Annotated in this window: 22 protein-coding genes; 6 read left to right on the plus strand and 16 right to left on the minus strand. The window is 71.1% G+C overall.

Going from position 1 to position 19,307, the window contains the following annotated elements; translation table 11 throughout:
- Positions 1–121 precede the first annotated feature (121 nt).
- Together ACGFJ2_RS50195 and ACGFJ2_RS50200 are read left to right on the plus strand one after the other, a co-directional pair.
- On the plus strand, positions 122–406 hold the full coding sequence (locus tag ACGFJ2_RS50195) for a hypothetical protein (protein WP_393480831.1): 285 nt from the start codon (positions 122–124) through the stop codon (positions 404–406).
- Positions 407–575: 169 nt separating this feature from the next.
- The gene (locus tag ACGFJ2_RS50200) at positions 576–779 is read left to right on the plus strand and encodes a tyrosine-type recombinase/integrase (RefSeq protein ID WP_393480834.1); all 204 of its coding nucleotides are present in this window, start codon (positions 576–578) and stop codon (positions 777–779) included.
- Positions 780–841: 62 nt separating this feature from the next.
- Here ACGFJ2_RS50200 and ACGFJ2_RS50205 read toward each other — a convergent pair whose 3' ends face one another.
- The 6 genes from ACGFJ2_RS50205 to ACGFJ2_RS50230 all read right to left on the minus strand — a co-directional run bounded on the left by ACGFJ2_RS50205 (position 842) and on the right by ACGFJ2_RS50230 (position 5,765).
- Complete coding sequence (locus tag ACGFJ2_RS50205; RefSeq protein ID WP_393480836.1) at positions 842–1,057, minus strand: DUF559 domain-containing protein; 216 nt, start codon at positions 1,055–1,057, stop codon at positions 842–844.
- A 14-nt stretch (positions 1,058–1,071) separates the two neighbouring features.
- Positions 1,072–2,139: a DUF6461 domain-containing protein gene (locus ACGFJ2_RS50210; protein ID WP_393480839.1), complete on the minus strand. Its 1,068-nt coding sequence runs from the start codon at positions 2,137–2,139 to the stop codon at positions 1,072–1,074.
- Positions 2,140–2,209: 70 nt separating this feature from the next.
- Positions 2,210–2,479, minus strand: coding sequence for an FCD domain-containing protein (locus ACGFJ2_RS50215; protein WP_393480842.1), 270 nt, complete (start codon positions 2,477–2,479; stop codon positions 2,210–2,212).
- Between the two features lie 96 nt (positions 2,480–2,575).
- The gene (locus tag ACGFJ2_RS50220; protein ID WP_358184574.1) at positions 2,576–3,481 is read right to left on the minus strand and encodes a carbohydrate ABC transporter permease; all 906 of its coding nucleotides are present in this window, start codon (positions 3,479–3,481) and stop codon (positions 2,576–2,578) included.
- Positions 3,478–4,410 (minus strand): carbohydrate ABC transporter permease, encoded by a 933-nt coding sequence (locus ACGFJ2_RS50225; RefSeq protein WP_393480844.1) that lies wholly within the window; start codon positions 4,408–4,410, stop codon positions 3,478–3,480. Before ACGFJ2_RS50225 ends, ACGFJ2_RS50220 begins: the two co-directional genes overlap by 4 nt.
- Complete coding sequence (locus ACGFJ2_RS50230) at positions 4,407–5,765, minus strand: ABC transporter substrate-binding protein (protein WP_393480847.1); 1,359 nt, start codon at positions 5,763–5,765, stop codon at positions 4,407–4,409. Before ACGFJ2_RS50230 ends, ACGFJ2_RS50225 begins: the two co-directional genes overlap by 4 nt.
- Before the next feature lie 176 nt (positions 5,766–5,941).
- Between ACGFJ2_RS50230 and ACGFJ2_RS50235 the strand changes: the two genes are divergently transcribed.
- The 3 genes from ACGFJ2_RS50235 to ACGFJ2_RS50245 are packed head-to-tail and all read left to right on the plus strand — an operon-like array spanning position 5,942 to position 8,671.
- Positions 5,942–6,616 (plus strand): GntR family transcriptional regulator, encoded by a 675-nt coding sequence (locus ACGFJ2_RS50235; RefSeq protein WP_357952726.1) that lies wholly within the window; start codon positions 5,942–5,944, stop codon positions 6,614–6,616.
- Positions 6,603–7,538, plus strand: coding sequence for a dihydrodipicolinate synthase family protein (locus ACGFJ2_RS50240; RefSeq protein ID WP_358184583.1), 936 nt, complete (start codon positions 6,603–6,605; stop codon positions 7,536–7,538). Before ACGFJ2_RS50235 ends, ACGFJ2_RS50240 begins: the two co-directional genes overlap by 14 nt.
- Positions 7,535–8,671, plus strand: coding sequence for a mandelate racemase/muconate lactonizing enzyme family protein (locus ACGFJ2_RS50245; RefSeq protein ID WP_393480851.1), 1,137 nt, complete (start codon positions 7,535–7,537; stop codon positions 8,669–8,671). Before ACGFJ2_RS50240 ends, ACGFJ2_RS50245 begins: the two co-directional genes overlap by 4 nt.
- A 27-nt stretch (positions 8,672–8,698) precedes the next feature.
- Here the strand turns inward: ACGFJ2_RS50245 and ACGFJ2_RS50250 are convergent, their stop codons facing one another.
- The 3 genes from ACGFJ2_RS50250 to ACGFJ2_RS50260 are packed head-to-tail and all read right to left on the minus strand — an operon-like array spanning position 8,699 to position 11,927.
- Positions 8,699–9,373, minus strand: coding sequence for a GntR family transcriptional regulator (locus tag ACGFJ2_RS50250; RefSeq protein WP_358184586.1), 675 nt, complete (start codon positions 9,371–9,373; stop codon positions 8,699–8,701).
- On the minus strand, positions 9,370–10,485 hold the full coding sequence (locus ACGFJ2_RS50255; RefSeq protein WP_393480853.1) for a CaiB/BaiF CoA transferase family protein: 1,116 nt from the start codon (positions 10,483–10,485) through the stop codon (positions 9,370–9,372). Before ACGFJ2_RS50255 ends, ACGFJ2_RS50250 begins: the two co-directional genes overlap by 4 nt.
- Entirely contained in the window at positions 10,482–11,927 is a 1,446-nt protein-coding gene (locus ACGFJ2_RS50260; protein WP_393480856.1) for an aldehyde dehydrogenase family protein, read from the minus strand. The genes ACGFJ2_RS50255 and ACGFJ2_RS50260 overlap by 4 nt, the downstream gene beginning before the upstream one ends.
- A gap of 66 nt (positions 11,928–11,993) precedes the next feature.
- Here ACGFJ2_RS50260 and ACGFJ2_RS50265 point away from each other — a divergent pair, with 66 nt between their 5' ends.
- On the plus strand, positions 11,994–13,154 hold the full coding sequence (locus ACGFJ2_RS50265; RefSeq protein ID WP_358184595.1) for an acyl-CoA dehydrogenase family protein: 1,161 nt from the start codon (positions 11,994–11,996) through the stop codon (positions 13,152–13,154).
- Between the two features lie 6 nt (positions 13,155–13,160).
- Here the strand turns inward: ACGFJ2_RS50265 and ACGFJ2_RS50270 are convergent, their stop codons facing one another.
- Genes ACGFJ2_RS50270 through ACGFJ2_RS50300 form a run of 7 tightly spaced genes read right to left on the minus strand, consistent with a single transcriptional unit; the run spans position 13,161 to position 19,307 of the window.
- Positions 13,161–14,243 carry a C45 family autoproteolytic acyltransferase/hydolase gene (locus ACGFJ2_RS50270; protein ID WP_393480860.1) on the minus strand — a complete coding sequence of 361 codons (1,083 nt, stop codon included), beginning with the start codon at positions 14,241–14,243 and terminating at the stop codon, positions 13,161–13,163.
- Positions 14,240–14,857 (minus strand): FMN-binding negative transcriptional regulator, encoded by a 618-nt coding sequence (locus tag ACGFJ2_RS50275; RefSeq protein WP_393480862.1) that lies wholly within the window; start codon positions 14,855–14,857, stop codon positions 14,240–14,242. The genes ACGFJ2_RS50270 and ACGFJ2_RS50275 overlap by 4 nt, the downstream gene beginning before the upstream one ends.
- A gap of 5 nt (positions 14,858–14,862) precedes the next feature.
- Positions 14,863–15,831: a P1 family peptidase gene (locus ACGFJ2_RS50280; RefSeq protein WP_358184604.1), complete on the minus strand. Its 969-nt coding sequence runs from the start codon at positions 15,829–15,831 to the stop codon at positions 14,863–14,865.
- Positions 15,828–16,565, minus strand: a complete 738-nt coding sequence (locus ACGFJ2_RS50285; protein ID WP_393480865.1) for an ATP-binding cassette domain-containing protein — start codon at positions 16,563–16,565, stop codon at positions 15,828–15,830. Before ACGFJ2_RS50285 ends, ACGFJ2_RS50280 begins: the two co-directional genes overlap by 4 nt.
- The gene (locus tag ACGFJ2_RS50290; protein WP_393480868.1) at positions 16,562–17,560 is read right to left on the minus strand and encodes an ABC transporter ATP-binding protein; all 999 of its coding nucleotides are present in this window, start codon (positions 17,558–17,560) and stop codon (positions 16,562–16,564) included. The genes ACGFJ2_RS50285 and ACGFJ2_RS50290 overlap by 4 nt, the downstream gene beginning before the upstream one ends.
- Positions 17,557–18,402 carry an ABC transporter permease gene (locus ACGFJ2_RS50295; protein ID WP_357952693.1) on the minus strand — a complete coding sequence of 282 codons (846 nt, stop codon included), beginning with the start codon at positions 18,400–18,402 and terminating at the stop codon, positions 17,557–17,559. The genes ACGFJ2_RS50290 and ACGFJ2_RS50295 overlap by 4 nt, the downstream gene beginning before the upstream one ends.
- Positions 18,399–19,307 carry an ABC transporter permease gene (locus ACGFJ2_RS50300; RefSeq protein ID WP_357952692.1) on the minus strand — a complete coding sequence of 303 codons (909 nt, stop codon included), beginning with the start codon at positions 19,305–19,307 and terminating at the stop codon, positions 18,399–18,401. The genes ACGFJ2_RS50295 and ACGFJ2_RS50300 overlap by 4 nt, the downstream gene beginning before the upstream one ends.

Here is a 19,307-nt window from a genome sequence, read left to right on the forward strand (position 1 = left end):
TCACGCTGCGCAACTCGCGCCGTGCGCTCCTCATCGGCGGCGACGACGGAGATCAGAGCGCAGGTGGGGAGCGGGAGTGTCTCGACTGCCTCGGAAGCGGCCGGGCCGAAAGGAGCGGGAGATGAATCCGATCATGCTGGTGGCGGTGTCTGGCTTTCCGCCGAGCCAGGAGGAGGGTGAGCTGCTCGTGCGGTTGCGCGACGCGCTCACGAGGCTCGGCGTCAATGCCGACCTGCGGGACAACAACAGCGCGCTTCTGGTGCGCAAGCCTGAGCCGGGGCTGCCGGTATGGGTGTTCATCGGGTACGGCGGCGCGTACTTCTCCTGGCAGAGCGCTGAGAAGCGGCATCCGGTCGATGACGTGGAGGGTGCGGCGAACGTCTTGGCGGAGTACATCGCCAAGTAACAGGCGGGCGCGGCGGAGCGGTGAGTCCCCCTTTTGGAGGGGGACGGGGCAGGTCCTCCCCCGCCTCGTCACGCCTCATCGTCCGGCAGGTGGTCGAGTCCACACCCCTGGAAGGGTCGCCCCCGTCCCTCCGCGGCTGCCTGCCGGGCCTTCTCCTGCTTGTCCGCGCGTGGCCGAGGTGGACAAGCACGCCCGCGTCCACGACGCACGCCATACTGCTGCGACACTCCGCATCGAACAAGACGTGGACATCAGTGTCGTTCAAGAAATTCTCGGCCACTCACAACTGACCACAACCAAGAGCTACACCCACATCACGGCGACGCTCTCCACCGAAGCAGCAGCTCGTATGGGCCGCGCGCTCTGGGGCTAACTGCGACTGGAAACGCAACCGGGCGGCCTTCCCGATCACAACGATCGGGAAGGCCGCCCAGGTCATTGATGGTAGGGCGCCCGGCGCACCACAACCCGCCCACGATCCGCTGCGCGGAACTCATCGCCGCCGAAGCGCACTACCTCGTAGCCGACCAAGTACAGTTCCCGGTCCTTGGCGACCATCTGCTCGTACAACTTGGGGCTGACTTCCCGTCCCACCGCATAGTGCTGGACGCCGTCGATCTCGATGACTACCCGTCGCCGGCCCCGGAGCATGCCCAGGCGCAGGTTCAGGTAGAGACGATGTGCCTATAGCAGATGTTCAATACCTCGAGACTCAGATAATCGTCGTTGTCCCGGCGTAGCCCGAGGCTCCGGGTGAGACTGGCCACTTGGGGGAAGACATCCAGGGGGTCGGGACCCAGCGCAATAGTGGCGGCCGACAGCGCGTTGCGCTTGCGGTGCAGGTCATCTACCTGTGTCTGCGTACCAGCTATGCCAATCTGGCGGCCGTACTCGTCGGACAGGGCCCGCAGCCGGTGCACAAGGAGCTCGATCTCCGCTTCTGGTGGCCGGGCGTCGATGGCGGCCAAGGCGGCCTCTGTGAGGGGAGTGCGCAGGTCGGCGGTGGACAGGCCGATGGTGATGAACATCCGCAGCATCCTGGGCACCTGCTCTGGTCCGGGGTGGTGGACGATGTCGCGGATCTGCGGTGCCCGGGTGAGAAGTTCCCGCATGTCCGCGTACGGCAGTCGGACGGCGCCTTGACGCGCAGGACGGGACGGGCGGATCCGGATGGGCGTCCACACCGAGTCCATCCAGGCGTCGTCGGTCTCGATGCCGGTGACCGCCTCGGCTAGGGTGAAGGCCGCGGCCTTCCACGATGCGCGCCAGTCCCCGTCATCGATCCCCAGGGACCTGCTCCATCGGCGGGCGTCGTCGAGGCCCTCCTGGTCGTCACGCATGTCGGCGGGGTCGAAGGCCACGGTGATCGCCGAACCGGTGGTGTAGGAGAGGTTCGCGTCCGTGCCGGCGCACCAGGTCAGGTTGAACCCCTCACCGGAGCCGCAGGCGTCGAGCAGGACGTCATCGTGTGCGCCGATGGTGCTGTCCGGTTCCAGCACGATGATCCATTCTCCTTGCCTGCGCAGCAGGACCACCGGTTCTGACTGCCCGGCCAACCGGAGCGCCAGTTGGTCGGCGAGACTGGTGACCTGGCCTTGGGCTGCATCGGTGGGCTCGCCGTTGAAGGCCCGAACGACGTCCTCGGGTTCGGCGCCGCGAACCCACGTAACGCAGATGTCCTCGTCCAGCAATTCCCACACGTCATCCGCAGCCACGGCGGCATCGATGTCCACCTCATCATCTCCCGCATGTGTGATGAGAAGGCCCGCGAGGCTCAGTAACCCGGCCGTCTCGGGAACGTGATCAGCCCGGCGGGCCCTCCCTGGGCTCCTCACCGTAGTACAGCGACCGGTAGGCGTCGGTGGAGTCCCACAGCGTGCTGATCGGCAGGACCAGCCGCGGTAGTCCCGGCCACTCGAAGATCGTCATGTGGAAGCGGCGGTTGGGCTCGGACATCTCCAGGACGTCACCCGCCGCCGCGGCCCGCTCGACCTCGGCCTGCGCGCGCTCGGCCGCCGCCGGCCCGGCGTCGGTGAGGCCATCCGTACCGAGATCAGGAATCTCGTGGTTCACGACGACGCCGAGGGTCTGGCGTCGCGGTTGCCGAAGCTCACCGACGCCGAGCGAGCCACCGTCGCCGCGGGATCCACATCGAACCGCGCACCGGCGTCAGCCCTTGACCGCGCCGGCGCTCAACCCCTGGATGAGGAAGCGCTGGACGTACGCGAAGAGCACGACGACGGGCGCGACGGCGATCAGGCCCCCGGCGGCGAGAGCGCCGAAGTCGGAGCCGAACTCGCCCAGCAGGTAGCTCAGTCCGACGGGCACGGTGAACCGGTCCTGCGAGCTGATGAACATGATGGCGAACAGGAAGTTGTTCCACGCGCTGATGAACGCGAAGGACCCGACGGCGACGATCCCGGGCTTCAGCAGCGGCAGGACGACCGCGCAGAACGCCCGGATCCGGCCGCACCCGTCCACCTGAGCCGACTCCTCCAGGGTGACCGGCACATTTCTGATGAAGCCCGCCATGAGGACGAGGGAGAGCGGCAGGTGGAAGACGGTGTCGGCGATGATCAGGCTCCATAGGCTGTTCGTCAGATAGAGCCCGTTGAAGATCTGGAAGAGCGGGATGAGCATCATGGCGCCCGGGATGAACTGCGTGCACAGCATGATGACCAGGAAGACGTTCTTGCCGCGGAAGGTGAGGCGGGCGAGCGCGTACCCGCCGAGCATGCCGATCACTGTCGACACGACGAGGCTGGCGACCGCGACGGCGATGCTGTTGCGGAAGTAGACGCCGAAGCCCGAGCCCTCCCAGACCCTGCTGAAGTTCTCCAGGGTGATGGGCCACGGTACGAGGGCCGTGGAACCCGCCGGCCGGAAGGCGAACAGCACCATCCAGTACAACGGGACGAGCGTGAAAAGCAGGAACAACGTCAGCGGCAGCCACAGCATCAGACGGTCGCCCATCGAGCGCCGTCGCTTGCGGGCCGCGTGCGCGCCGGTCGCGTCCCGCCGGGTCGGTGGTTCCGCCGGGACTCGCCCGACGTCGTCGCGGGTGGCGAGGCTCACTTGCCCTCCTTGGAATCGCCGGAGCTGATGCGCAGGTAGACCATGGACGCGAAGGTCAGCAGCAGGAACGCCGTGACGGTGAGCGCGGAGCCGTAGCCGAAGTCCTGGTCGTGGATGGCGGTCTGGGCCACGTAGAGCGGCAGTGTGGTCGTCGAACCCGCCGGGCCGCCTGCGGTCATCGTGTACAGCAGGTCGACGTTGTTGAACTCCCACACCGCCCGCAGCAGCGTGGCGATGACCACGGCCCTGCGGATGTGCGGCCAGGTCACCGCCGAGAAGCGGCGCAGCGGCCCGGCGCCGTCGACGTTCGCGGCCTCGTACAGCTCCAGCGGCACCGACTGCAGGTCGGCGAGGATGAGGATGGCGAAGAACGGGATGCCCTTCCACAGCTCGGCGATGACCAAGGCCCAGAAGGTCGTGCCGGGCTCCGACAGCAGGGAGGTCCCGTACTCGCCGATGCCCATGGACGCCAGGTAGTGCCCGATCCCGGTGGTGGGGTTGTAGAGCAGGATCCAGATCGTCGTGGTGAGGATGCCCGACACCGCCCACGGGCTGAAGGCCAGGGCGCGGGCCAGCCCGCGGCCCACGAAGGTGCGGTTCAGCACCAGCGCCAGCGCCAGGCCGAGCACGAACTGCAGCCCCACCTCCACGAACACCCACTGGGCGGTGAAGCGCAGGCTCCGCCAGAACACCTCGTCGGCCAGCAGGGCCCGGTAGTTGTCCAGGCCGGCGAACCCGTCGTCGAGGGGCCGGGTGAGGTTGTGGTGGCGCAGGCTCTCCCAGAAGACGCTGAGCACGGGATAGAGCAGGAAGACCAGCACCAGCACGACGGCCGGCGCGATCAGCAGGTACGCGTGCCCGGCCCGGGACCCGGTGGGGCGGCGCGCCGCGGACGGGCGGCGCAGCGGTTCGGCGGTCGTGGAGCTCATCCGTGCTCCTTGTCGTACTTGCGCTTGGCCGTGGTCAGGGCCCCGGCCGCGGCGGTGAGGAAGTCACGGGGCGTCAGGCTGCCCTGCAGCACCTTCTGCCACTCCGGAAGCAGGTCCGTGACGGTGATGGAGGTGAATTCCGGCAGGTAGTAGGGCTGTTCCAGGGTCACGACGCCGGGCTTGGCGGCGGCCTCCAGCGCGGCCTTCATGGCGGCGTTCTCGGTCACCCACTTCTCTTTCGCGACCGTCTTGTTGCCCGGGAGGTATCCGGACTTCTGGGCCCAGAAGCTGTTGCCCTCGGGCTCCATCGTGTAGGCGAGGAACTTCCAGGCCTCCTCCTGGTGCTCGCTCTTCTGGAACATCGCGAACCCGGTCGTCATCCAGCCGGTCAGCACCTGGTTGTCCGGACCGGGGAAGGGCGCGACGGCGCCGACCTTCTCGGCTCCCAGGGCGGCGACGTGGTTGGGGTAGGAGCCGATGCTGTGGCTCAACATGGCCGCGCCGCCGTTGCCGAACTGGGCCACCATGGTCTTGAAGTCGGCGGTCAGGTCACTGCGCGCGGTCTGCTTGCCGAACAGGGCAACGTACTTCTCGCAGGCGGCGATGACCGCGGGGTCGTCCAGCGTGGAGGACCCGTCCGCGCGGAAGAACGTGCTCACGCCCGCGCGTGGATAGACCATCTGCACGAGCTGGCCGAAGAAGCCGTTGCCGCCGCGCAGCGTGTAGCCGAAGCGGCCGGAGGAGGCGTCGGTGAGGCGGCTCGCGGCCGCGTCGAAGTCCGCCCAGGTGGCCGGCGGCTTCAGCCCGGCCTCCTGGAACCAGTCGGCGCGATAGTAGATCACGTCGGCGAGGCTGGTGGTGGGCGTCAGGTAGAGCTTGCCGTCGGGGGCGGCGGCCCGGGAGGACTTGAGCATCTGCTCGGAGATCTGCTGTTCGAGGCCGGCCTTCTTCAGGCGTTCGTCCAGGGGAGCGAGCGCGTTCTGGGCCACCAGGGCCGCGAGGTCGGACGCCTTCGGGGTGAGCAGGTCGGGTGTGGAGCGTGTGGCGATCGCGGTGTTGATCTTCTGCATGTACTGGTCAGTGGGCAGGCCCAGGTAGTTGATGCGGATGCCGGGGTTCTTGGCCTCGAACATCGAGATCAGCTTCTTGAGGTTGGCCGTGCGCTCCGGGCGGGTGTCGGTGTCCCACAACTGCAGCGTGACGGCGCCGCCACTGCCGCCGCCTGAGTCGCCGCAGGCGCTCACCGCGGATGCCAGGCCCATGGCGACGCCGGCCTGTGCCGCCGTCCGGATGAAGCCGCGCCGGGACAGGGCGTGCCGGCCGAGGGCCTCGGCCGGATGCTGCTGACGAGTCATGGGTCTTTCCTCTCGTTCACCAAGAACTGCGCTCCGCTGTGCGGTTGCCATACGGTACATGAGATATGAGATTTAGGGTATGGTCGGTTCTATACAATGGGCCATGTGCCCCACGATCCCCGGACGGCGAGACGGAGCGCCGGTTACGGTGGTCGACGACAAGTGAAGGAGTGCGGGTGAGTGAGACAGCGTTGGGCGCGATCAAAGCGTCTTCCAGGACGGCTCTCGTCCTCGAAGCGCTGCGTCGCGGCATTCTGAGCGGCGAGCTGCCGGCCGGGCGGGCCCTCGTGGAGGTGGAGCTCGCCAGCCGTTTCGGTGTCTCCAAGACTCCGGTGCGCGAGGCGCTCAAGACGCTCAGCGGCGCCGGCCTGGTCACCATCAGCGAATACACCGGGGTGACGGTCCGCAAGGTCGACGAGCGCCTCACGCGCAGCGTGTTCGACGCCCGGTGCCTGATCGAGCCGGCCGCGGTGCGGCGAAGCGTCGAGGCGGGACTGCGCGACGGCGGTCGGCTCGCCCGCGAGGCCCTGCGCAAGTCGGACGAGGCCACGGACGAGGTGACCCGCAGCCTCGCCAATCGCGACTTCCACCGCGCCCTCTACGCCGACTGCGACAACGAGGTGCTGGTCGGCGTGCTCGACCAGCTGCGCGACCAGACGGCCCTCATCTCCGTCAACGTCTGGTCCCAGCGTCCCTCCTGGGAGGACGAGGCGCAGGAGCACCGGCAGATTCTCGAGGCGGCACTGAACGGGCAGGCCGACGAGGCGGCCCGGCTCGTGTTGCAGCACATCAGCGTGTTCCAGGAGCGGGCGCTCCAGCAGATCAAGGAGGCCGGCAATGAGGTTCGGTGAGCTCTCCCGGGCCCTGCGCGACGTCGTCGCCATCCCGGTCACGCCCTACGCCGACGGCGTCCCCGACCTCGCGCTGTACCGTTCGCTGCTGCGCCGCCTGGTCGACGCGGGCGTCAACGTGATCACCCCGAACGGCAACACCGGCGAGTTCTACGCCCTGAGCGCCGAGGAGCGGCTTCAGCTGATCACGGCCGCCGCGGAGGCCGTGCGGGGAGAGGCGCACCTCCTGGCCGGGATCGGCCTCGACGTCGCCACCGCCGTCGAGGAGGCCCGCCACGCGGCGGCGCACGGCATCCGGATGGTCATGGTCCACCAGCCGGTGCACCCGCACGTGTCCGCCCAGGGCTGGCTCGACTACCACAGGGAGATCGCCGACGCGGTGCCGGACCTGGCCCTGGTCCTCTACCTGCGCAACGCCTGGGTGGACGGCCGGCTGCTGGCGCGGCTGGGCGACCTGTGCCCCAACGTGATCGCCCTGAAGTACGCCGTCACGGACGTGAACCGCTTCGCGCAGCTACGCGCGGAGACAGGCCCCGACCGGTTCGTCTGGATCGCCGGGCTGGCCGAACCGTACGCGCTGTCCTACGCCGTCCACGGGGCCGAGGGCTTCACCTCCGGGCTGGTGAACGTCAACCCCGCCTTCTCCCTCCGGCTTAGGGACGCCCTACGCGAGGAGCGCTATCCGGCGGCGGAGCGGATGCTCCACGACATCTCGCGGTTCGAGCACCTGCGCGCGGTCGACGGCGGAGCCAACAACGTCAGCGTCGTCAAGGAGGCGATGCACCAGCTCGGCCTGTGCGACCGCGCGGTCCGGGCGCCGAGCACCGTCCTCGGCGAACCCGAACGGCAGGAGGTCGCGCGGATCCTCACCGAGTGGGCGAAGGCCGACGATCTCGGGCCCCTGCCCGTGGCGGCGTCATGAGGATCAGCGGCCTCCGCTCGTTCGTGCAGCGCGTCGGCGATCGTCCCCGAGTGCTGGTGCGCGTCGACACCGATGAGGGCGTCAGCGGCTGGGGCGAGGCCTACAACCATGGTCCCGACCTGGCGCTCGGCCCCCTGCTCGACTACCTCGGCGAGCAGATCAGGGGTGCGGACCCGCGACGCGTGGAATACGTGTCCCAGCTCCTCCTCCGCACCGCCAGGTTCCCGCAGGGGGCGCTCGGGCTGGCGGCGATCGCCGCCATCGACCACGCGCTGTGGGACATCACCGCCAAGGCGCTCGGGGTGCCCGTCTACCAGGTGCTCGGTGGCGCCGTACGGGATCGGGTGCGCGTCTACTGCGGGCTCTACTCCGCGCCCGACCCCGACGAGTGCCGCCGCCAGGCCACCGAGCTGCATCGGCGCCACGGATTCACCGCCTTCAAGCTGAGCCCGTTCCGTACGGACCTGCACGCCAGACGCTGGGGCCTCGTCGTCGCCGAGACGGCGGAATGGGCTCAGGAGATCAGGCGGTGCTGCCCGGAGGAGTTCGACTTCGCCTTCGACGCGCACGCCAAGATCTTCGAGCCCTACCAGGCGGTTCAGCTCGGCAACGCCCTGGAGCCGATGGACCCGCTCTTCCTGGAGGAGCCGCTCCGCCCGGAGCACTTCGCCTCCTGGGGCTACCTGCGCCAGCAGTTGCGGGTGCCCCTGGCCACCGGGGAGAGCCTGTACTCCCCCCACGAGTTCCTGAACCTGCTCACCCACGGGGGCGCCGACATCGTCCAGCCGGACATCTGCGTGGTGGGCGGCATGTCCCAGATGCGGCGCATCGCGACCCTCGCCGAGACCTTCAACACCATGGTGGCGCCCCACAACCCGATGGGGCCGCTGGCCACCGCGCACAACGTGCACTTCGCCGCGGCCTGCAGCAACTTCTCGATCCTGGAGTACAAGCCGGAGACGACGAGGTGGTGCCCGGACCCGTACGTGCCGGTCGACGGGCACCTGGAGCTGCGGCCCGACCGGCCCGGCTGGGGCATCACCATCGACGAGGACGCCCTGGCGGAGGACGATTACGTGCACTGGGAACGCCGGGTTCCCGTCCGGCCGGACGGGTCCCTCGCGTTCTGCTGACACCGCAGCCGCCGCGCCGAGAGACGGTCAGCCGACCGTTCCGGGAGCCAGTTGCGTCTCTATGGCCGTAACCGCGTGGGCGCGGTGGGCGGCCAGGACGCGCACCACGGCCTCCGCGTCGCGGCGGCGTAGGAGGTCGAGCGTGGCACGGTGCTCCTCGATGACCCGCTGCCTGTTGAGCTCCTCACCGTAGTACAGCGACCGGTAGGCGTCGGTGGAGTCCCACAGCGTCCTGATCAGCCGGACCAGCCGCGGCAGCCCCGACCACTCGAAGATCGTCATGTGGAAGCGGCGGTTGGCCTCGGCCATCTCCAGCACGTCACCCGCCGCCGCGGCCCGCTCGACCTCGGCCTGCGCGTGCTCGGCCGCCGCCAGCCCGGCGTCGGTGAGGCGTTCGACCGCGCGGCGGACCGCCTCGGCCTCCAGCAGCTCGCGGATCAGGTAGACCTCGCGCAGGTCGTCGAGCGAGAGCCGCTGCACGCAGTAGCCGCGGTGCGCCTTGTACGTGACCAGCCCCTCGCCTTCCAGGGTCTTGAGCGCCTCGCGCAGCGGGACCCGGCTGACGTCGAACTCCTCGGCCAGCGCCTCCTGCCTGATCGGGTCGCCTGGACGCAGCCGGCCGGTGGTGATCGCCCGCCTGAGCTCCTCCAGGACGAACTGCTGGGCCGTGGGCGGCCTGCGGTGCCCTTCTACCGAGGTCATTGCCCCAATATCTCACGGACCCAGTCCGCGTCCTGCCCGAGCGAGGGCGGCGGGAGGCGGTACTCCGGCGGCGTCGCGCCCAGGCCGATGGGGTTGGCCACCTGATCGCCGACCAAGGGCTCCAGCCCGAGTTCGGCGGCGAAGGCGAACGCCGCGTCCAGGGTGTTGATCGGCCCGCACGGCACCCCGGCCGGGGTGAGCGCGGCGAACCACTCGTCGGCCGTACGCGTCCCGAGGGTCCGGTCGAGCTCGGCCACGAGCTCTTCCCGGTCGGCGACCCGGCCGGTGTTGGCGGCGAACCGGGGGTCGTCGGCCAGGTCGGCCCGGCCCAGCACCTCGCACAGGGCGCGGAACTGCCGGTCGTTGCCCGCCGCGATGACGATCGGCCGGTCGGCGGCCTGGAACACCTCGTACGGCACGATGCTGGGATGCCGGTTCCCCATGGCCTTCGGCACCACCCCGGCGGCGGCGTACCCGGAGGCGTGGTTGGTCAGAGCCGACAGCAGCGATGACAGGAGCGACACCGAAACCCGCTGCCCCTGCCCGGTGGCGTCGCGGTGGCGCAGCGCGGCCAGTATGCCAAGCCCCGCGTGCAGCCCGGTGATCACGTCGACGAGGGCCACGCCCGCCTTCGTGCCGGGGCCTTCCGGCTCGCCCGTCACGCTCATCAGCCCGCCGACGGCCTGTGCGATCAGGTCGTATCCGGGCAGTTCCGCGCCCTTGCCCGCACCGAACCCGGTGATCGAGCAGTAGACCAGCCCGGGGTTAACCTCCCTGAGCGCGTCATAGCCGAGGCCCAGCCGGTCCATGGTGCCCGGCTTGAAGTTCTCGACGAGCACGTCGGCGCGGGCGGCCAGCGCGCGGGCCACCTCCAGGTCGGCCGGGTCGCGCAGGTCGAGGGCGATCGAGCGCTTGTTCCGGTTGACGGCCAGGTAGTAGGTGGCCACTCCCCCGGCGTGCGGCGGCCCCCATGAGCGGGTGTCGTCGCCGGCGCCGGGGCGTTCCACCTTGACGACGTCGGCGCCGAGGTCGGCCAGCAGCATGGTCGCGTACGGCCCGGCCAGCACCCGACTGAAGTCGGCGACCAACAGCCCGGACAACGAGCCACTCACGCCGGGGCGCCGAGGTAGACGGTCACGGTCTGGGTGAAGAACTCGCGGGCCGCGCGCCCCTGCTCCCTGGGCCCGAAGCCGCTGAGCTTGCGCCCGCCGAACGGCACCCAGGGGAAGGTGCCCGCCGACTCGGAGTTGATGTGCAGCACGCCGACCTCGAGGTGTTCGACGGCCTGGAGGGCGGCGCCGAGGTCCCTGGTGAAGATCGCCGCCGACAGGCCGTGCTCGCTCCGGTTGGCCAGCCGCAGCGCCTCCTCCGGACCCGAGGCCCGCACGGCGCCCACGACCGGCCCGAACAGCTCCCTGCTCCACACCTCCACGTCCGTGCCCGGTAGCGCGAGCACGGTCGGCGGCGTGAACCAGCCGGCCGCGAGGTCGCCGTCGGTGTACGGCCGGGCGCCGGCCAGCACCGTGGCCCCCTGCCCGAGCGCGTCGCGCACGCCCGCCGCCACCCGGTCCCTGGCCGCGGCGCTGACCAGTGGTCCCATGTCCACCCCGGCGCCGAGCGGGTCGCCGACGACCAGTTCCTCCGCCTTGGCGGCCACCTTGCGCAGCAGCTCGTCGGCGACGGACTCCTCGACCACCAGCCGGGAGGTCGCCGTGCACTTCTGCCCGGTGGACCGGAACGCGCCCATACACACCTGCTCGGCGGCGTGGTCGAGGTCGGCGTCGGCCAGGACGACGGCGGCGTTCTTGCCGCCCATCTCGGTCTGCACCGGTTTGGCCAGCTCACCGCAGCGCGCGATGACGGCCCGGCCGACCTCGGTGGAGCCGGTGAAGGAGACCACGTCCACGCCGGGGTGATCGATGACGGCCGCGCCCGCCTCCGCCTCGCCGTACACCAGGTTGAGGACGCCCGCGGGCAGGCCCGCCTCGGCCAGCGCGCCTGCCAGGCGGGCGGCGAGCAGCGGGACGAGGGAGGACGGCTTCCAGACGACCGTGTTGCCGTAGGTGAGCGCGGGCGCCAGCTTCCAGGCGGGGATCGCGATCGGGAAGTTGAACGGGGTGATCACTCCGGCGACGCCGACCGGTTTGCGCATGACGAGAAGGTTCTCGCCGCGGCGCGGGGAGGCGTAGATCTCGCCGCTCTCCCTGTCGGCCTCGGCGGCGTAGTACCGCAGGATCCTGGCCGCGCCGCGTACCTCCGCCACGCCCTCGGGCAGGGTCTTGCCCTCTTCGCGGCTCAGCTCCCGTCCCCACTCCTCGGCGGACTCCTCGATCAGGGCGGCGGCCGCGGTGAGGACGGCCGCGCGTTCGTGGTGCGGGGTGGCCCGCCAGCCGGGCGCGGCGTCGCGGGCCGCGCGGATCGCCTGCTCCACCTGCTCGGGGCCGGCGGCCCGGCCGCGGGCGACGATCTCGTCCGGGCGGGCGGGGTTGGTGTCGGCGAATTCCGCGCCGGATCCCTCGATCCAGCGACCGTCCACGAGGTTCAGGATGTCCATGGTCAACGCACCCTAACTGTGTCATATTGGATAATCAATATTGGATCCAAAATACGGAGCTGGGACATGCATCCTTCCGCCCTCTTCGCCATCGACGGCCTGCTCACCGACGAGGAGCGCGACATCCGCCAGGCCGTCCGGCAGGTGTGCGACCGGGAGATCCGGCCGTACGTCGCCGACTGGTTCGAGGCGGGCGCGCTGCCCGCCCGCGAGCTGGCCCGCTCGCTCGGCTCCGTCGGCGTCCTCGGCATGCACCTGGACGGGTACGGCTGCGCGGGCCTCGGCGCCGTCGCCTACGGCCTGGCCTGCCTGGAGCTGGAAGCGGCCGACTCGGGTCTGCGCAGCCTGGTGTCTGTGCAGGGCTCGCTGGCCATGTACGCGATCTGGAAGTACGGCAGCGAGGAGCAGAAGCGGGAGTGGCTGCCCGCGATGGCGGCGGGTGAGCGCATCGGCTGCTTCGGCCTCACCGAGCCCGACTTCGGCTCCGACCCGGCGGGCATGCGGACCACGGCCAAGCGGGACGGCTCCGACTGGGTGCTGAACGGCACCAAGATGTGGATCACCAACGGCTCGGTGTCCGACGTGGCCGTGGTCTGGGCGCGGGCCGAGGAGGGCATCCGCGGCTTCCTGGTGCCGGCGGGCACGCCGGGCTTCGCCGTACACGATCTCAAGCGGAAGGTCTCCCTGCGGGCCAGCGTGACGAGCGAGTTGGTGCTGGATGGTGTACGGCTTCCGGAAGAGGCGATGCTGCCCGGCGCCCGCGGCCTGTCCGGGCCGCTCGGCTGCCTGAACGAGGCCCGGTTCGGCATCGTGTTCGGCGCGATGGGCGCGGCGCTCGACTGCCTGGAAACCGCGCTCTCCTACGCGGCCGAGCGGGAGATCTTCGCCCGGCCGCTCGCCTCCTTCCAGCTCACCCAGGAGAAGCTCGCCGACATGGCGCTGGAGCTGGGCAAGGGCCTGCTGCTGGCGGTGCATCTCGGGCGGCTGAAGGAGCGGGGCGAGCTCACCCCCGAGCAGGTGAGCGCCGGCAAGCTGAACAACGTGCGCGAGGCCCTCGACATCGCCCGGACGTGCCGCACCCTGCTCGGCGCGAGCGGCATCACCCTGGAGTACCCGGTGATCAGGCACGCGGTTAACCTGGAGTCCGTGCTGACCTACGAGGGCACCTCGGAGATCCACACGCTGGTCCTGGGCAAGGCGCTGACCGGCGTGCCCGCGTTCCACTGACGGGGCTCAGAAGGTCTGCCAGGTCGAGGCGGTGACCTGGCAGAGCCTGCCCTTGTGCACCCGCATCTCGGCCGCGGCCACGTCCAGGCTGATCACCGCGAGCGTCTCCCAGCGCTGATCCAGCGGGAGCGCCGGGTCGGCGTGCGCGCACACGGGCGCCACCGGCGCGTGGCAGGTCATCGCCCGCGCCCTGGCCGTGGCGTCCGGGTCGCCCAGCTCGCCGGTCCGCTCCTCCAGATGTTCGAGCCTGGCGTAGGTGGCCGGCCGCTCGGTGCCCAGCCGCTCCCCCGCGCTCAGCGAGCCGTCCAGGAAGTGGTTGGCGTGCAGCAGTACGCCGGCGGTGTCCGCCTCGACGACCGCGACGCCGTCCGGGCAGATCTCCAGCGACCTGGCCCCCTCCGCCGTGACCACGGTGATGACCGTGGACGCGGACGTCTTCGCCGATCTGGCGATCTCGGTGGCCTGCTCCAGGGTGGCGGCCTCGTCCAGGATCCGGCGCGCGACGACGTGCACGGGCACGCCGACGTTCGCGTGGTCCGACTCGTGGCGCAGGATGTTGAAGTGCGCGCCCAGGCCCGCGCTGTTCACGCCGATCTTGGCCAGCACCCCGAACTCGGTGAAGGTGCGTACCTTGTGCCCTTCGCGCGGCTCGTACGCCCACAGCACCGGCGCGTCGCGCAGGTGGTCGTGCCAGTCCCAGGTCTGTGTCGTGCGCGGGGGCAGCCCGCCGCCGAGCACGACGGCGGTGGAGCATTCGCCCTCGCCGTCGTGGCGCAGCGCGGCCAGGATCTCGGTCCGCGCGTTGACGACGGCGACCTGCCAGTCCGCCAGGCCGCAGCCCGCCGCGATGCCGCCGATCTCCTCGGCCAGCTCCGGCGCCCACGCGGCCGTGCTGTCGAGCGCCCGCTCGCCGAGCTCTCTGACCCGCCCGTGACTCGCGCCGCTCACCTCGAACAGCCGCAGATATCCGTCGAGGTTGGCGTGTACGGCCTCGCGCCAGCGGGCGCCGAACCGCCGTCCCCGTCCCGCCGCGTCGAGGCAGGTGGAGGTGTAGGAGGGAAACGAGATGTTGGAAGGAAACGTCGTCATCTGGGGGCTACCTCGTCCATCAGTGCCGCGACGGCGGCGTCCGCGTCGCGGCGGACCCGGTGTCGCTGCTCGTCGTCCTTGTCCTGGCTCAGCTTGAACACGCTCTGCTCGGCCGTGACCCGCACCCGGAAGGCCGCCACGCCGGGCACGAGCTTGGCGAAGCGCTCCTCTGAGGCCGGGCTGGGCCGCCAGCTGGGCGTCCGTGACGACTCCAGCTCCGCCACCGTGCGCCGTACCACGTCCAGGGGGTCGGGGTGCGGCTCGATCAGGCCGGTCAGGTGGACGGCCGCGTAGTCCCACGTCGGTACGGCGGGATCGACCGCGTAGCTGGTCGGCGAGACGTAGCCGTGCGCGGCGGAGAAGACCACGAGCACCTCGGGCGCTTCAGAGGAGGGCGGGTCCCAGGCGTGCCACTGCGGGTTGACCCTGGCCATGTGGCCGAGCAGCGTCGCGCCCACGAACGTGGACTCGCCGCCGCTCTCCACGATGACGGGCACGTGGCTGGCCACGGGCACGCCGCCGGTCGCGGTGATCACGAGCGCGAACGGGTTCGTCCGCACCAGCCGCGCCACGTGCGCGTGGTCCGGCGCCGCGAAACGCGGGAAGCTGTACATTCCCCCTACTCCACGCTGCTCAGGATGGCGTCCCAGGCGATCTCCGACGCCAGGGCGCCCAGCCCGGCGGGCTTGAGGCCGCCCAGGTCCACCTCGTCGGTGGTCAGCGCGAACAGCACGTCACCGTCGTTCTGGGTGTGGAACGGCTGGATGCCCCGGTGCATCGAGCCGTGCACCTGACGGCTCAGCTGGGTGAGCTCGACGTCGTGCAGCCGGACGTTCGTCACCAGGACCGTCAGCGTGGTGTTGCCCATGACGGCCGGAGCGTCCGACGCGATCGCGTAGTCCACGCTCGGGTGGCGCCTGGCGTCCTCGTCGGCGTGGTAGTTGCCGCGCAGGATCGTCCCGTCGCGGCCGACGACCACGCCCACGGAGTTGACCACCGTCGCCACCAGGACCTTGGCCGCCCCGAAAGTGCCGAACGCGGCGCCCTGCCCGGCGAACTCGGCCCTGGCGAAGTCGACCTTGCCCGCGCTGGCGCTGCGTCCGGCGCCGCACCGCCCCACCGGGAACTCGCCCTCGACGGCGGCGCGCAGCGCGGCGCGGCCCAGCGGCCCGTCGGGGTGCACGGCGTTGTCCCGCGGGGAGAAGTCGTAGATCACCGCGCCCGAGACGAGCTGCAGCTCGTCCCACTTGGTCTGGTTGCTCCGCCGGGCCAGCAGTTCCTCGCTCACCCCGGCCACCGCCGACATCCCGTACACCGACCCGCCGGTCAGGCAGATGGCATGGTTGTAGTCGTAGCCGCCGCTCAGGCCCACCGCGCCGCCGCGAGCGTCCACGGCGGTCCGCGCGCCCGCCGGGACGTGCACGACGGTGCAGCCGGTGGGGCCCTCGCCGTACTCCGCCGTGCCGACGAACACGCCGGGCAGGTCGAACGCGACCGAACCGCGCCCCGGGCTGGGCTGCGGGGTCAGCGGGAGGTCGGAGTTACCGGGCACGCCGGCGGCGAAGGCCGACACGGGAGCGAGGGTCACAGGGACTCCAGGAGTTGTCGCGAGTACGGATGTTCGGGGGCGGAGTAGAAGGTGGCGGCGTCGGCGGTCTCGACGACCTCGCCGCCGCGCATGACGGCGATCCGGTCGGCCACATAGCGGACGGCGCCGAGGTCGTGGGAGATGAACAGCGCGGCGAAGCCGTACTCCGCCTGCAGGTCCTTGAGCAGGTTGAGGATCTGCACCTGGACGGAGACGTCCAGGGCGCTGACGGCCTCGTCGAAGACGATGAAGCTCGGCCGGGTGATCAGCGCGCGGGCGATCGACACCCGCTGCCGCTGGCCACCTGACAGCTCGTGCGGGTAGCGGTCGGCGAAGCCGGCCTCCAGGCCGACCTGTTCGAGCGCCTCGGGTACCAGGTCACCGGCGGCCTTCCCGAGTACGGCGAGTGGCTCGGCAACGCTCTGCCCGATGCGCATCCGGGGGTTCAGCGACCAGTGCGGGTGCTGGAGCACGGCCTGCATCCGCCCGGCCAGGTCCTTGCGCCGCCGGGGGAAGGGGCGGCCGTCGAATCTGACCGTGCCGGACGTGGGCCGTTGCAAGCCGAGCGCGACTCGGCTGGTGGTCGTCTTGCCCGAGCCGGACTCGCCCACCAGGCCGAGCGTCTCGCCCTCGGCGACGGAGAGCGAGACGCCGCGCATGGCGTCCAGCCGGGTACGGCGCAGCGGCGGGCCGGTGGTGAAGGAGACCGTGACGTCGGTGAGATCGAGGATCACGCGATCACCTCCAGCTCGGCGGCCCGGTGGCAGAGCACGTCCTTGGCGCCGACGCGGACCGGTTCGGGGCGCTCGGTGGCGCAGCGGTCCTCGGCGAAGGGGCAGCGGGGCGCGAACGCGCAGCCGGGCGAGGGACCGGTCAGGACTGGCGGGCGGCCCGGCACCGGCTCCAGCCGTACCCCGGGAACGGCCACGGCGGGAGCCGACCTGGCCAGGGCGGCGGTGTAGGGGTGCACGGGATCGCCGAGCACGTCGGCCGCCGGGCCGCTCTCCACGACGCGCCCGGCGTACATGACCGCCACGCGGTCGCACCTGCGGGCGACGGCCGGCAGGTCGTGGCTGAGCCAGACGATGCTCGTGCCCGCCTGCCGGGCCAGCGCGAACACCACGTTCAGCACTTCTTCGCGTACCTGGCTGTCGAGCGAGGCGGTCGGCTCGTCGGCGACCAGCAACTCGGGCGAGGCGGCCATGGCCAGCGCGATGGCCACCCGCTGGGCCATGCCGCCGGACAGCTGGTGGGGGTAGGCGGCGGCCACGCGCGGGTCGTCGAGCTTGACCCGCCCCAGATGAAACGCCACCTGAGCCTGGAGACCCGCACGCCCGTCCGGCTTCTCGGAGCCGTCGCGCCCGGAGCGCCCGTCGCGGCCGTGTGCGCGGAGGACGAGCCGGAGTTGGGCGCCGACCCGCATGGTCGGGTCGAGCGAGGCGATCGGGTCCTGGAAGACGAAGCCGAGCCGCTGCCTGCGCAGCCGCCGCAACGCGGCGGGCGGCAGGTCCAGCACCGGCTCACCGGCCACACGTACCGTACCGGCGGCCACCACCGCCTGGCGGGGCAGCAGGCGGCCGATCGCCGCGCCGAGCGTGGACTTGCCCGACCCGCTCTCGCCCACCACCCCGACGGCCTCGCCCGCCGCCACGCGCAGGTCGGCGCCGTCGAGGGCGCGGGCCGTCCCGTAATCGACCTCCAGGCCGTCCACTTCGAGCAGCGCGCTCATATCAGTGACCTCGTCTCCCTCGGCTCGAACCGGTCGCGCAGCCCGTCGCCCAGCACGTTGATGGACAGGATGGCGAGCACCAGCACGACGCCGGGCCCGATGATCAGCCAGGGGGCGGCCATCATGTACGTGCCACCCTGGCGGATCAGCACCCCGAGCGACGCCTGCGGCGGTTGCACGCCGAAGCCGAGGAAGCTCAGGCCGCCCTCGACCGAGATGCCGACCGACAGCGCGTAGGTGCCCTGGACCGCGATGGTGCCGGCCACGTTCGGGAGTACGTGGCGGCCGAGGATGCGGGGCAGTCCCGCGCCGCTGATGGCCGCCGCGGTCACGTAGTCGCGTTCGGCCACGGCGACGGCGGCGGCGCGTACGAGCCGGGTCATCAGCGGGATCGTGACCAGCACGATGCTGGCCACGGCCGCTAGCTGACCGGGCCCGGCGACGGCCGCCACCAGGATCGCCAGGACGATGGCGGGGAAGGAGTAGAGCAGCTCCACCACCCGCATGATCAGCTCGTTCAGGTAGCCGCCCCGGTATCCGGCCAGGATGCCGAAGCCCGCGCTGAGGGCGGCGGTCACCAGGACGGCGGCCGAGGAGAGCAGCAGCGTGGTGCCGACGCCCTCCATAATGCGCGGCAGCATCGAGCGGCCCAGGTTGTCGGTGCCCAGCCACCAGCCGGGACCCGGCGGCCGCAGCCGCGGGCCCACGATCGCGTCGGGGTCTCCCCCGGCGTGTACGAGCGAGCCGAGCGCGACCAGGACGAGCAGCAGCAGGCAGCCCAGGCCGGTCAGCGACAACGGATCGAGCCGCCTGGACCTCTTCACCCGCGCGGTCCTGTTCACGCGCGCCTCCCGAGTCTCGGGTCGACCAGGCCGACGAGCAGGTCTATCAGGACGTTCATCACGATGAACACGGTGGCCGCCAGCAGCACGCCCGCCTGCACGACCGCGTAGTCCCTGCGCCCCACCGCCTGGACGACGTACGAGCCGATGCCCGGCAGGTTGAACAGGTACTCCACGATCAGCGCGCCGCCGAGGAGGTAGGCGGTGATCGTCGCGGTGAGCGTCAGCACGGGCCCGGCCGCGTTGCGCAGGATGTGGTGCCGGACGATGAACCACGGCGTCTCACCCCGGGCGACGGCGGCCGTGACGTGCGGCTCGACCAGCACGTTCAGCACGGCGTCGCGGGTGGTCCTGGCCGTCGCCGAGATGGCGAAGATCGACAGCACCGCGGCGGGCAGCAGGTAGCCGCTGGTCTGCAGGCCGTACCGGGAGACCACGAACACCACCAGGCTGCCCAGCGCGAACTCGGGGACGCTCACGCCCAGCCCGCTCAGCAGCCGTCCCGCCGCGCCGCCGCCTCCGGGGCGGGCGCGCAGCGCGGTCAGCACGCCGAGCGGCACCCCCGCCAGTACGGCGGCGGCGACGGCGAACAGCGTGAGCTGGGCCGTCACCGGAAGCCGGGCCCACAGCTCGGCCGCGACCGGCTGCCTGCTGATCATCGAGGTGCCGAAGTCCCCGGTGCCGACCGCGGCCAGCCAGTGCCCGTACTGGGCGAACACCGACTGGTCGAGCCCGTACCTGGCGGCCAGTTCGGCCTTCTGCGCGGGCGTGGCGAACGGGCCCAGGATCGTCTCGGCGAAGCCGCCCGGCATCAGCCGCAGCGCCGCGAAGATCAGGACGGAGATGCCGAGGAGGGTGACGGCCGAGCTCAGCGCCCGGCCCGCCCACCACAGCAGGAGCCGCAT

It is taken from the genome of Nonomuraea sp. NPDC049028 (assembly GCF_043197735.1).
Taxonomy (GTDB): Bacteria; Actinomycetota; Actinomycetes; order Streptosporangiales; family Streptosporangiaceae; genus Nonomuraea.

Excerpts from the sequence above, each read along its gene's own strand:
- ACGFJ2_RS50270 (WP_393480860.1), bottom strand. The coding sequence starts at position 14,243 with ATGACGACGTTTCCTTCCAACATCTCGTTTCCCTCCTACACCTCCACC.
- ACGFJ2_RS50260 (WP_393480856.1), bottom strand. The coding sequence starts at position 11,927 with ATGGACATCCTGAACCTCGTGGACGGTCGCTGGATCGAGGGATCCGGC.
- ACGFJ2_RS50230 (WP_393480847.1), bottom strand. The coding sequence starts at position 5,765 with ATGACTCGTCAGCAGCATCCGGCCGAGGCCCTCGGCCGGCACGCCCTG.
- ACGFJ2_RS50225 (WP_393480844.1), bottom strand. The coding sequence starts at position 4,410 with ATGAGCTCCACGACCGCCGAACCGCTGCGCCGCCCGTCCGCGGCGCGC.
- ACGFJ2_RS50195 (WP_393480831.1), top strand. The coding sequence starts at position 122 with ATGAATCCGATCATGCTGGTGGCGGTGTCTGGCTTTCCGCCGAGCCAG.
- ACGFJ2_RS50265 (WP_358184595.1), top strand. The coding sequence starts at position 11,994 with ATGCATCCTTCCGCCCTCTTCGCCATCGACGGCCTGCTCACCGACGAG.
- ACGFJ2_RS50245 (WP_393480851.1), top strand. The coding sequence starts at position 7,535 with ATGAGGATCAGCGGCCTCCGCTCGTTCGTGCAGCGCGTCGGCGATCGT.
- ACGFJ2_RS50275 (WP_393480862.1), bottom strand. The coding sequence starts at position 14,857 with ATGTACAGCTTCCCGCGTTTCGCGGCGCCGGACCACGCGCACGTGGCG.
- ACGFJ2_RS50240 (WP_358184583.1), top strand. The coding sequence starts at position 6,603 with ATGAGGTTCGGTGAGCTCTCCCGGGCCCTGCGCGACGTCGTCGCCATC.
- ACGFJ2_RS50205 (WP_393480836.1), bottom strand. The coding sequence starts at position 1,057 with ATGCTCCGGGGCCGGCGACGGGTAGTCATCGAGATCGACGGCGTCCAG.
- ACGFJ2_RS50290 (WP_393480868.1), bottom strand. The coding sequence starts at position 17,560 with ATGAGCGCGCTGCTCGAAGTGGACGGCCTGGAGGTCGATTACGGGACG.
- ACGFJ2_RS50300 (WP_357952692.1), bottom strand. The coding sequence starts at position 19,307 with ATGCGGCTCCTGCTGTGGTGGGCGGGCCGGGCGCTGAGCTCGGCCGTC.
- ACGFJ2_RS50250 (WP_358184586.1), bottom strand. The coding sequence starts at position 9,373 with ATGACCTCGGTAGAAGGGCACCGCAGGCCGCCCACGGCCCAGCAGTTC.